Raw genomic sequence first — 7,887 nt, 5'->3', positions numbered from 1 at the left:
TACCCATTGGGAGCTCTTCCACGGCTTGATACGTTCGATAGGTTATACTTTTGGGAATCTGGTATGTTTCTCTCAGCTCACCCACATATCGTCGTACAGTACTTTCACCAATCTTAATACCCTCATACTTTTCGTTTAGCCAATCATAAACCTGGGCTCCTGATAAATCTGGATGTTCTTGAAGCCAGCTCAGAATTAACTTTTGGTGAAGATCTAGCTTTTTGCCCCGATTACTTAATGACAGAACCCATTCTTCAAATTCTTCGGGTGTCTTTCTAAGATCCTCATATACTGTGTTTCTACTAATTCTTAACTTTTTAGCGATTGCCGCAACTTTAAATCCTTTCTGTCTTAATTGTTGAATTTCTATGTATCTCATCCACTTCATCACTCCGTTGCTCCCCCTTAAACTCCAATATCAATAGTATACCGAAGGTAAGAGGTTGTTGTTATAAAGTGTTCATTTCTATCGAGCAAAAAGTATTAACTTTAGTTTAGCGTTTACAGAAGCAAGTCTAAGTTTAGAAAAATTCAAGAGTGCTGATTTAATTTTTATTTTTTCACACGGGTGTGATTGGGCTATTTTTCATAAATTACAAGATTCAGAGGGAAAGGAAAAACCGGACTATGAATCTCTAATAAGTACTAGAGACGGACTTGAACATCTTAGAAATAAAAAAGTTGTTGCGTTTGCATGCTATACTGCGATTGATTATGTTGGAGTAGGTGATGTTGCTGTAAGAGATGCTGGGTGTATATCATATCTAGGATTCGAAGGGACTATAAACCGAACCCTACCTCAAGCGTTTATTGATAATATAACAGGAGAAACTGAGGTTGACATTAAAAACTTTATATCGTCGTTATATTCATCGGTATTTAAGAAGTCGATTATTTCCGGGATAAAAAAGGACTTAACTTTTGAATATTTTGCCAAGATATTAAGTATTAGTTTAAAACAGCAAATTGCTAAACAAATTTTGAATAACTTTGATGGTAAAATTAATATAAAATATCATACAAAGGGTGCTAAGCCAGTCCATGAAACTGCAGATTCAATAAAAGTTAGAGGAGATTTATCAGCAAGGTTTATTTCCTAATACCAATATTTAGTTTAGATATTAGATTATTTAGATAGCTAGTTTTGTGTGATATTGTGAACATCTGAAATAAAGAGGTAATTAATTATATAATTTCAATATTGAAAGGTATCCTCTCTAAGTTTTTCTTTTTAGAGGAGGTAGATTTAAGCTAGACAAAACAAAGTGAATTACCGAGAGATAAATCCGATTATTTTTCATATAAAAAAGGGTGTCCAAATGTTTCTTCAATTGGTATGCCCTTTTTATGTAGCAACAACTGGTGTTATTAATAGTAAATTGTTATGACATAAGTTAGTTTTCGTAATTCAGTCCTAGTTAGTGATACACAAAAACTTTTATTGAAACTAGTTGTTACAAAGAAAATGAAGTTTGCTTTTTATTGATTCAAAAGAGAATGGAGGTTTTTTAATTTCTCAAGTGCATTTAAGCTTTTTTTGTAATAAATACTAGCATCTTTATACTTTCTATTGTTGGTATAGAAGTCTCCCAAGAGGTTGCAATAAAAAGAAACAAACTCATAATGTTTTTCTTTCTCAAAGTAAGGAATTATATCTTCTTTCAAAAAAGAGGAGTATTCCAGATTTAAATCATCAGTTAACAAGTATTTATTTAGTTTGAAATGAAAGTAATGTGCTTTATCGTTTTTATCCTCACTAATTTCCATACCAAGTTCTGTCCACTTTAAGCATTCATCTGTTTTGCCCATTAGTCTATATTCTTTAGAAAGAGAATATAGGCTTAAAATATCGTTCTTATCATTATTTAAGCCTTTTAAGTAATATTGAACCGCTAATTCAGAATTACCTTGTGATGAATAAACATAACCAAGGTTATGTAAGATATTTGATTTTAATATTTCACTATTTAAGTTATCTGCAAGTTCAAGCGCTTGTTTATAGAATGCTTCAGCTTTAATCCAATCCATACTTCTACGATAGTTAATACCCAATATCATAAGACATTCTGAGCAACGTTTTACGTGGAGTAGCGCCTGGTAGACCAATAAAGCTTCATTTGCGTAAGATACACTTAACATAATTCTCCAAGTCCTACTTGAAACTAGAGCAATTAAATATTTTAAATCTCCTTCCTCCCACTTATCAAATACAAAATTAGTAAAGTGTTCTTCTGATATCTTAAGTGCTTGGTAACATTCATCGAGATCATTTTTTAAATAATTGTGAAGTCCCTTAAATTTAAAATAAAAATATCTGTGTTTTCCTTTAATTAAGTCGTTACCGTAATAACTATTTAATTTCAATATCAGTTGCTCAGCAGATTCTAAATCTCTAATCCCTAGATAATATCGATATTGATATAGATAGAACAGGATTATTACATTGAAGTCTCCATTAGAATCTATATTGTTTTTAAGCAATATATTTAAAGTTTCTTTTGCTGCGTCTGTTTCCTGTTTGTGAGCGAACGTATGGTACCACTCATTTAACATAGGCATATAATTTAAAACTTTAGAAGAATGAAAGGGCATACCTAAACGATCAAACAGTAATATAAGTGTTTCCTCATTAGTATTAATCTGGTTGGTTTCAATCTTTGATAAATATGAAACAGAGATTATCCCATTAGATAATTCAGATTGAGTCAATCCTTTATTTAAGCGATATAAACGTATTTTTTCTCCAATAGACATATTAAATCCCTCAATCCATTAAATACTATAAAAATATAATGATACATATACTAATATATCTAATTATCTAATTATAAGCAAAATAAGAATAGTGAATTTCTATATTAATAGACCCAGTAGACGATATATGTTAAGGGACTTTAATAAATATTATTAATTATTGAAGCAAGGATATATAGGTGTAGTTTGGTAGATTGTACTATCCTTTTAAAAAGCGTAAATTATCTCGCTACTCTTTTAAACTTATAAATATATTGCTTTTAATTGCACAAGCTAAGTTGAATGATGTCTAATCACATTATAGCTGTAAATATACATTAAAGTTAGTAAATTTACATCAGAATAGAGAACTTAATATTACGAACAAACGAGATTTTTCTGACTTTGGTAATGGGTTTATATATGATAAAAGGGAAGTGAGAATTGGAAAGTATTATTGAAAAAGATTCTTGCAGGCAAGAAAAGATGGACAAGCAATTAAATAATCTAGTTAATGATATTAATAAATAAAAAATATGTGCAAACAATAAAAGAAGTGGTTAATAGTACTGAACCTCACCAAGAAGATACGAAAATGCGAATGTTATCCTGTATTGAATAAACAACTTTTTGACTTAGAGACTAAATAAAAAAGATATTCTACAATAGAAAATGATAGATAATAAGAGAAGCTAGTAATTTTTTTAAGGTTTTTTCTTTGCATTTTAATAAATGTATTCATTGGTATCTACTAAATTTAATGTAAGTAAGTAATTAATTATGTTTATGTAAATGAATATTCTGTTTTTGAGGATTTTTCTATTTACATTACATTTTTTTCTAGAACCTTGATTATACCAATCAATAATTGTAAATTAACCAATTATACTACATTTACTTTGTTTACACTCTTAGTGAAGCTCGAGTCATATTATCTCCAACTCCCCAGCTTTGTTAAAAATTAAAAACACTATAACTTAACCTTAAACGTGAAAAAATGTAGATCCAGCCTTTTGAAAATGGATATTTACAAGTTTCTATTAAGTTTATAAAACATAGAAAAAAGTCAACTTGAGTTAGAATAAACTTTTTAATGTTAATGAGTTTTATTTATCCTTACTTTTCCTTATATAAGTGAGGCATACATTATATATCATTTTATTAATAATTTGTATTGAGAAAATAGCTTAAAATACACTAATAAATATGTATGTTTTAAAAGGTGATTTTCTCAATATTTAAATTGTATGAATATATTGATGAATGAAAACAGCTACTGTAATATATTAATCACTAGCAAACATTTTCCAATTACTAGTAATAATGGATTACAGTTAGTTAACGTTTATTGGTTTATATTTTATATAAACTTATTAGAGGTAATCATAGTTGAAAAATCAATTGTAATTGTGGATGTTGCAACTGAAGAAAAAATATTAGGAAAGGAAGCGTTGATATGGTTAAGGCTTTGGTTAGTTTACCATTAATAATTGCAATAGTAAGTTATGTTTGGGCCAGGATATTTGACGATGATGATAGATTTCCGGGTGGAGCGAAAGTTCACATAATGTTAATAATTACTCAATCTATTGTAGTATCAATGGTGTTTATGTATTTAGATTCATATTTTACTACGTTATTGTTGTCAGGAGTTTATATTTTACAATCAGTGGGAGTAGCATATTACTTTACAAAAAAAGGTGCAGTATCCTGTGGGTGTTTCGGTTCCCAAGTATCTTCAGTTTTATCTAAAAGATTAATATTAATAAATATTTTACTCTCTATCATACCACATATTATAAATGTTCCTTCCAATCTAAACCTACTTCAAGGCATTACTCTATTATTACTTTTTATTGTAACGAGCTTTGTTTTTTTTATAGGTTTTCCTGATGCAATTTATGCAGTTAAAGGATATACAGAGAAAGGTAAAAGATATCTTTATTTTATAAGAAATTAATATAGGAGTGATGAAATTGAATACATTATTCATAATATCATACATTATACTATGGCTACTTATTGTTCCATTAATCATATTAAATTTAGTGCTTTTTAGACAGTTAGGAATAATGGTAATGGGTACCGCTAGAGGAATAAATGATAGCGGAGTACCTATTGGTAAGAAACTTCCATTCTTTGAAAGTTATAATCTAGAAGGAGTTAGGTGGAATTTAGGAAATGAAGTTGGGAAACCTTCATTATTTCTATTTGTTTCTCCACGTTGTACAGAGTGTAAAAAGATCTTACCTGATTTTATTAAGATAACTAGCATATATAAAGTTAACCCTATCTTATTTATATTTGCCGAGAAAGAGGAAGCTAGAGAATATATTAAAAAAATTGGCTATAAGGGTCAATCATTGATAATTTCTCATGAGCAAGCTATGTCATTAGATGTGTCTGCAACACCTTTCGCATATGCAATAGATTCAGAAGGTATTGTAAAAGAAAAAGGTCTAGTTAATACATATGGACACATTGAGAAATATGTGAAATCTATGTCTAATAAAGTGGCTTGACTTTGATTTAAAATTGGTTGATTAATATCTTCCATTTTAGATATATGATATTTTTAGAAAGGAGGGAGAATATGGAAGGTTTTAAAAATGTAGATCAGAAATTACAAGCATTTGTATGAGGTAGGTTTACTAATGTCATTTTGGTTATACCGTAAAAAGGTAATATTAAATAAAGAATCTGGTAGTGAGAACAACGATTTATCAGGAAATAAAGAAAACACCTATAACACAGGAGGTTAAGTTATGAGACCTATATTAGTTTTAATATGCTTAATGATACTAAGTACAGCATGTAACAAAAATGAAGTAACAAAGTTAGAACATTATAAACCTACTCCAACCTTTTCAACTGAAAACAATAAAATGATAGGGATTGAAGGAAAGGTTGGAATACTTGATACAAAGTTCAATTCAAATGAAACGTTCAAAGTCCTTTGGCATTTATGGGGAGAACCTAGTATAATCACTGGGGCATTCAGATTAGAAGGCACTCATATTGAGTCAAATGAAAAAACGCCAATTCTATTAGTAGACATGTCAGCTGAAAAGAAAACATGGGAATATAATAAAGAATTTACTCAAGGGAATTTAGGTGCAGTAAAGACCATGCCTTCATATGTCCGTTTTGATAAATCAGGTTTATGGAAAATAAATGTCTATCTAGGAAAGAGTCCATTTGCTGAGTTTATAATCGATGTTGAGTAATAAACTAACTTACATGTTCATATATCAGGGGAATTAATAAAGTAAATTCACCGATTAGTTAAAATTAACGAATATAAGAGAAAAATTGATGTTAAACCTTATCAAAATTAGGAAATGGATTAATATGCTTTAAAATTAGTCTCGTCTTAATAAAGGGATAATCTCTTTTATCTCTTTTTTTGCTATATACCTATCTAACCTGTACAGATTAACAGTAATTACAATAAGGTTTGCAAAGAATACAACAAATCAGACCGATAAGCAAAGCTTATCCACCAAATAGTCATAGGTGTGGGCTATCATCTCTTCTCGACCAAATACCGTTCGCAAAGAAACTTATTATGATTAAAGGAATAATTGGAATCTCATTAGCAGGTATATTAGGTGAAGCCCGGGGATTTAAGCGGATTTTCTCACGTGAACTTGCTAATACGTCATGTAGGTTTACATCTAGCTGAAGAAAGTTCAGGTAATTGGATGGGTCAAATTGTCATTTCTAAACGTGGAAGGTCTAGATTACGGCGGTTCCTCTATTTAGCAACCATGTGCCTTGTGATGAATAACCATGAGTTTAAGTTTATCTTGATAAGAGTTTTCAGGATTGCGTAATTCTTTGTTTAATTCCTCTAAACATATGTATAAATTTTTCTCTTTAGTTCCAGCGTAAAAACAATCTTGTAAGTTATGTGTTTGCACAATATCACGTACTGTATTTTGAAGACCTAACATTTGATTTATTTCATTAATTTTTTTTGATCCATCATCTCTCTACTCCTCTTATTACCCAATTTTCATCATATTATAGCATAATGAAATTTTTTTTGAATCCCTCTTACACAAACGGTTAGCTTATATTTAAGAAGAACAACTAAAAAACAAAGTCATTTGCTGCACAGTACAAGAATACTATGCAATAGAAAAGTGATCTTCAACAATCAGGCGCGATTGTTCAATAAGACTGACGCTATTGCAATTGAGCAGCAGTTTCGTTGAAGGAGAAATGAAATAAATAATTAATATTTCTTATTCTAGGAAGTAACTAGGAGGTAATTTAAAATAATTAAAGATAACAAAGTTATTAGATATATCAAGGTTAACTGGTCGAGCCTTAACTGAAGGTTCTCTTAACTGTTTTACAGTGCCAACGAAAAAGGGAATTTTATTATGGAAAAGTATTATCAAAAACGTAAGCTATTAGTTCAAAAAATGACAATAATTGGTTGGGTATTATTCGGCCTATTAAATAATGATCACCGTTTATGAGAAAAGCCTATAAAAAGGTAAAATAAAAAGGAGGACTGAAATGCGACCAACATTTCAGTCCTCCTTTTTATATTGTTTTATTAGTAAATAATACAAATGTAATTTTATGTAATCAAAAAATTATACGTTCCGTTTGTTTAATAGATAGATTACTGGTTAGCCGTTTAATTCTGAATCCTGTTATTAACTCAGACAAACGATTTTTTCAACTTAAGGAGGGTATTAAAACTTAATCACGCTCTGTATTTGATAAATGTTGATAGAGTTTCTGGTTTTCCATTATTGAGATATGACTGTTTCTTATTTGATTAGAGTGTACATAGCCTTTTGTCGTAAAGAGATCACTATGTCCTAATAATTGTTGAACTACAGTTATATCCGCACCAGATTCTGACATGAAGGTGGCAAATGAATGTCTTAATGAATGTATATTTACTTTAGGTAGGTTTGCTATTGATAAGAGTTCATAAAATATTTTTCTTATATCATCTTGTGTAAGACTGAATAAATTATCTGAATCCTTTAAATTATTTTGTGAACAGTATGCTTTGATACTACTTGCTAAGCCTGAACGTAGTGGAATTGTTCTGCTTTTACTGTGTTTAGTTTTTGGCAATAAAATTGTATTATCATCCCAATAAATATCTTCAACCTTAAGATTGAC

6 protein-coding genes and 1 pseudogene are annotated in these 7,887 nt (G+C 29.6%); 4 read left to right on the top strand and 3 right to left on the bottom strand.

The window, feature by feature from the left end:
- Both ACOI1C_RS21825 and ACOI1C_RS21820 read right to left on the bottom strand, forming a co-directional pair.
- Positions 1-388: helix-turn-helix domain-containing protein (locus ACOI1C_RS21825; protein ID WP_422512724.1), on the bottom strand; the 388-nt coding region annotated here is incomplete at its 3' end.
- A gap of 1,091 nt (positions 389-1,479) precedes the next feature.
- On the bottom strand, positions 1,480-2,754 hold the full coding sequence (locus ACOI1C_RS21820; protein WP_422512722.1) for a tetratricopeptide repeat protein: 1,275 nt from the start codon (positions 2,752-2,754) through the stop codon (positions 1,480-1,482).
- A 1,435-nt stretch (positions 2,755-4,189) separates the two neighbouring features.
- Here ACOI1C_RS21820 and ACOI1C_RS21815 point away from each other — a divergent pair.
- From ACOI1C_RS21815 to ACOI1C_RS21800, 4 genes and pseudogenes are all read left to right on the top strand, one after another.
- Positions 4,190-4,693: a hypothetical protein gene (locus ACOI1C_RS21815; RefSeq protein WP_422512720.1), complete on the top strand. Its 504-nt coding sequence runs from the start codon at positions 4,190-4,192 to the stop codon at positions 4,691-4,693.
- Between the two features lie 16 nt (positions 4,694-4,709).
- Positions 4,710-5,255, top strand: a complete 546-nt coding sequence (locus ACOI1C_RS21810) for a methylamine dehydrogenase (protein ID WP_422512719.1) — start codon at positions 4,710-4,712, stop codon at positions 5,253-5,255.
- Between the two features lie 243 nt (positions 5,256-5,498).
- A complete protein-coding gene (locus ACOI1C_RS21805) occupies positions 5,499-5,960 on the top strand; it encodes a DUF4871 domain-containing protein (protein ID WP_422512717.1) in 462 nt (153 codons plus the stop codon).
- A gap of 308 nt (positions 5,961-6,268) precedes the next feature.
- Positions 6,269-6,536: pseudogene (locus ACOI1C_RS21800) on the top strand (transposase); the annotation flags it as partial.
- A gap of 916 nt (positions 6,537-7,452) precedes the next feature.
- On the opposite strand, the gene ACOI1C_RS21795 reads toward ACOI1C_RS21800, so the two are convergent.
- A partial coding sequence (locus ACOI1C_RS21795) for a tyrosine-type recombinase/integrase (RefSeq protein WP_422512715.1) occupies positions 7,453-7,887 on the bottom strand: 435 nt, incomplete at its 5' end.

The organism is Bacillus sp. DJP31 (genome assembly GCF_049310945.1).
In the GTDB taxonomy this organism is placed as follows: Bacteria; Bacillota; Bacilli; order Bacillales; family SA4; genus Bacillus_BS.
Note: the sequence above shows the minus strand (reverse complement) of the source record. Positions and strands in the feature narration are given on the sequence as shown.